This window comes from Streptomyces sp., assembly GCF_050698815.1.
In the GTDB taxonomy this organism is placed as follows: Bacteria; Actinomycetota; Actinomycetes; order Streptomycetales; family Streptomycetaceae; genus Streptomyces.
Map to the genome: position 1 here is coordinate 1 of NZ_JBOHCV010000196.1, position 3,604 is coordinate 3,604.

At 73.6% G+C, this 3,604-nt stretch carries 5 protein-coding genes; 3 read left to right on the plus strand and 2 right to left on the minus strand.

The annotated features are described in order from the left end of the window. Nucleotides 1–394: phage holin family protein (locus tag ACRDP3_RS07245; RefSeq protein ID WP_431516005.1), on the minus strand; the 394-nt coding region annotated here is incomplete at its 3' end. A gap of 52 nt (nucleotides 395–446) precedes the next feature. Beyond that, entirely contained in the window at nucleotides 447–671 is a 225-nt protein-coding gene (locus ACRDP3_RS07250) for a DUF6158 family protein (protein WP_431516006.1), read from the minus strand. Nucleotides 672–772: 101 nt separating this feature from the next. Here ACRDP3_RS07250 and ACRDP3_RS07255 point away from each other — a divergent pair, with 101 nt between their 5' ends. From ACRDP3_RS07255 to ACRDP3_RS07265, 3 genes are all read left to right on the plus strand, one after another. After that, nucleotides 773–2,023 (plus strand): Vms1/Ankzf1 family peptidyl-tRNA hydrolase, encoded by a 1,251-nt coding sequence (locus ACRDP3_RS07255; RefSeq protein WP_431516007.1) that lies wholly within the window; start codon nucleotides 773–775, stop codon nucleotides 2,021–2,023. Continuing rightward, entirely contained in the window at nucleotides 1,998–2,408 is a 411-nt protein-coding gene (locus ACRDP3_RS07260; protein ID WP_431516008.1) for a DUF2795 domain-containing protein, read from the plus strand. Before ACRDP3_RS07255 ends, ACRDP3_RS07260 begins: the two co-directional genes overlap by 26 nt. Nucleotides 2,409–2,579: 171 nt before the next feature. Beyond that, on the plus strand, nucleotides 2,580–3,604 hold a 1,025-nt coding region (locus tag ACRDP3_RS07265), incomplete at its 3' end, for a phosphatase PAP2 family protein (protein ID WP_431516009.1).

Here is a 3,604-nt window from a genome sequence, read left to right on the forward strand (position 1 = left end):
GTGCCGGGGCGACCGTCGGAGCGGGTGCGGACAGGTGCTGGCCCGCGGCGCCGTGCAGGGCGGCGGCGAGCCCGATCAGCACCACGGCGACGATGAGGAAGGCCAGCCATCCGGGCATCACCAGGGCCAGTCCGAGTCCGAGCGCGACGGTCACCGCACCGCCACCGTAGAAGGCGGCGGCGGCTGCCGCGCCGCGCATCCGCACGCTGCGCAGGCCTGCCCGACGCGACAGCTCGGCGCGCAACCCCTCCCCTGCCGCCCTGACTTCCTCGCGGACCGCGCGCGCCACGGGATCCGCGCGCTCGCCGGCCGCAGCGGTCCCGGCCCCGGCGGGCCCGGCCCCGGCGGACGGGTCCACTCCGGGTTGCGTCATCTTGCCGACCTGGTTGCTCATAAGACGCGGCTACCCACGTCGGGTGACCCGACTCACCCGATCCGTGAGCGGCTCAGGAAGCGGTGCGGGCGCGGGCACCCTCCCGGGTACGGCCGGGGCTCACCGAGCGCACCGGGTGGCGGCGCAGATACTCGGCCTCCAGCTCGGCCATCCGGACACTGTGCGCCGACAGCGCGTCCGCCGGGGCGTGCAGCAGGGTGTCGTGCCGAGTGCGGTGGATGGTCTCCAGTTCCTTGAGGAGATCCGCGTCGGACAGCTCGCGTGGATCGATTCCCATGGGGTTTCCTCTCTCTGCGGCGGCCGGGCGCCGGGCTGCTTTCTCTCGTGTTGCCCGTATGAGTACGGGTACCCGGCCTCGGCGATCCAAGGAGGGAATCAATGGAACTCGGATTCCTCAGCCCGCTCTTCGACCGCCACGGCCCCTGGGCGTCGGTCTATTTCGACACGGCGAGGGCCTCCGAGGACACCGCGGCGCGCCAGAAACTGACCGCCCGGGCCGCCTGCGACCGGCTGCGCGGCCAGGGCGCGGACGAGGACACCTGCCGCGTCATGTACGACGCGCTGGTGGCCCTGCCCCGTGGCCCGTACCCACCCGGTCACGCGGTGTTCGCCACGCACGGCGAGGTGGTGCTGGATACGGAGCTCACGGTCCCGCTGCCGGACAGCGGCCCGATCGCCCACTGGCAGGCGCTGCCGCATACCGGCCCGCTGCTGGAACTGGCCGACGACGAACCGCTGTGCCTGGTGGCCTACATCGACCGCAAGGGCGCCGACTTCGAGGTGCGCGGCAAGGGCCGCCCGTACAGTGCGGGCCACGTCACGGAAAGTGAGTGGCCGGTGCACCGGACCGCATCCCGGGACCCCTCGGAGCGGCACTTCCAGACCGCGGTGGAGAACACCTGGGAGCAGAACGCCGCCGGGATCGCCGATGAGCTGCGCATCCGCCAGGAGCGGACCGGTGCGGAACTGCTGGTGCTCGCCGGCGAGCCGCGTGAACGGCACTCCGTGTACGAGCACCTGCCGTTTGACCTGCACGGACATACCGTGCAGGCGGAGCACGGCGTGCGCGCCGACAGCGGCCCCGAAGGCCCCGCCGCGAACACCGCGGAGGGCCGGCGAATGCTGGACGAGGAGATCGCGACGGCCCGCACCGCCTACGCGCGGCAGCACACCGCGGCGCTGCTGGAGAGCTTCCAGGCGGGACGGGGACCGGCGGGCGAGGGCGGCCACGACGCCGCCGAAGGCGTGCCCGCGCTGGTCGAGGCGGCACGCGAGCACCGGATCGGTGCGTTGCTGGTACGCCCCGAGGGCGCCGACCTGCACCGCGAGGTCTGGGTCGGCGACGAACCCGACCAAGTGGCGGTGCGCCGGAAGGAGATCCAGTACCTGGGCGCGACAGAGCCCGCACCGGCCCGCGCCGACGACGCGCTGATGCGCTCGGCGGCGGCGACCGGCGCGGAGGTGCTCAGCGTAGGGCCGTCCCCGGTGCTGGAGGCGGCGCCCGAGATCGTGCCGGGGACCGTGCCGGACGAGCTGCCGGTCGGTGGCCTGGGTGCACTGCTGCGCTGGCCGTACGAAGAAGCACCCGAAGGAGGCGGAGCCGGTGGCGGACAACATGCAACGCGGTAGTGACCAGCTGAGCGCCCACCGCGACGACGAGGCCAAGCGGGAGATCCAGGGTCGGCTGAAGGCGGGCCACCCCACCCGCGCCGAGGAATGGGCCGATCCGGAACCGGCGGCCGACGACGACCCGGAGATCACCGTGGGGCAGTTGCCGGTGCCCGGCACGAGTGACCGGGAGGAGCTGGCGGACGAAGCCCTCCGCTCCGATCTCGCGCGTCACCTCGGACGCCATTCCTTCCCCGCGGACAGGCGCGCGCTGGAGCGGTCCCTGCTCGACGAGCACGCGCCGGAGCCGCTGGTGGAGACCGTACGTGAGCTGCCGGGCGGGCGTGCGCGCTACGGGAACGTGCAGGAGGTGATGGTCGCTCTGGGGCGCAAGCCGCAGGCCTGACGCATTCGCGCACCTTTCCGCGCGCCCCTCCGTGCGGTTCTGCCGGAAACCGGCTGGAACCCGCTCGGCCCCCGTCGCCTCGGCGGGGGCGGAGCGCTGGGGCGGGTTGAGCGGGGTGGGTCACAGTGTGCGGAGGTTTACCGGCAACTCCGCCGGAGAAAGCGAAACCGCATGGCAGCAGAGTTCACCAGTCGCGTGGGAGAGAGTCTGCGCGGCTTCCGCCGTGCGGATCAGGTTCCGGCCGTGCAGCGCTTGCGCGCGGCATGGCAACGGCGGAGCAGGCCCACGCCCATACCACGCAAAGCGGACGCCCGGCAACAGCCGGGAGAGTCCCTCTGGCCTGCCTGGTCCGCTGCGGACCGGGCGGTCTTCGAGCTGGTGGCCAAGCGCAACTGGCCGGGCCCGGAGCGGGTTCTGCCGCGACTGAGCCGGAGCGCGAACCACGGCCGGCTGTGGTTCGCGGTCGCCGCCGCCATCGCGCTGTCCAACACCCCGCGGGCCCGTCGCTGTGCCGCTCGCGGCATCGCCTCGCTGGCCGTCGCCTCGGCCGCCGTCAACACCCTCGGCAAGCGTTCCGTGGGGCGGGACCGTCCGCTGCTGGACTCGGTACCGCTGATCCGGCAACTGCACCGCCAGCCGGTGACCACCTCCTTCCCGTCCGGGCACGCCGCCTCGGCCGCGGCCTTCGTCACGGGCGTCGCACTGGAGTCGCCGCGCTGGGGCGCGGCGGTCGCGCCGCTGGCCGCCGGGGTGGCCTTCTCCCGCGTCTATACGGGCGTCCACTACCCCAGCGACGTGCTGGCGGGCGCGGCACTCGGGGTGGGCTCGGCCTTCGCGGTCCGCGGCCTGGCACCCACCCGTTCGCAACTCCCCTCCCCCGGCCGTCCGTTGGCGGAGGCGCCAGCGATGCCGGAGGGCGCGGGACTGGTACTGGTCGCGAACGCGACGTCCGGTTCGCGCACTGAGGATCCGGTCCGGGCGCCCGGGGGGACCGAGTACGACGCGGAGCCGGTCGAGCCGGCCGCCCTGAATGTGGTGCGCACCATGCTTCCCAAGGCGGAGATCGTCACGTGCGACCCGAAGTCCGGGGAACTGCTCGACGCGCTGGAGAAGGCCGCACAGAAGGCGGCGGAGCAGGGCGGCGCCCTCGGTGTCTGCGGCGGCGACGGCACCGTCAACGCCGCCGCGGCCAGCGC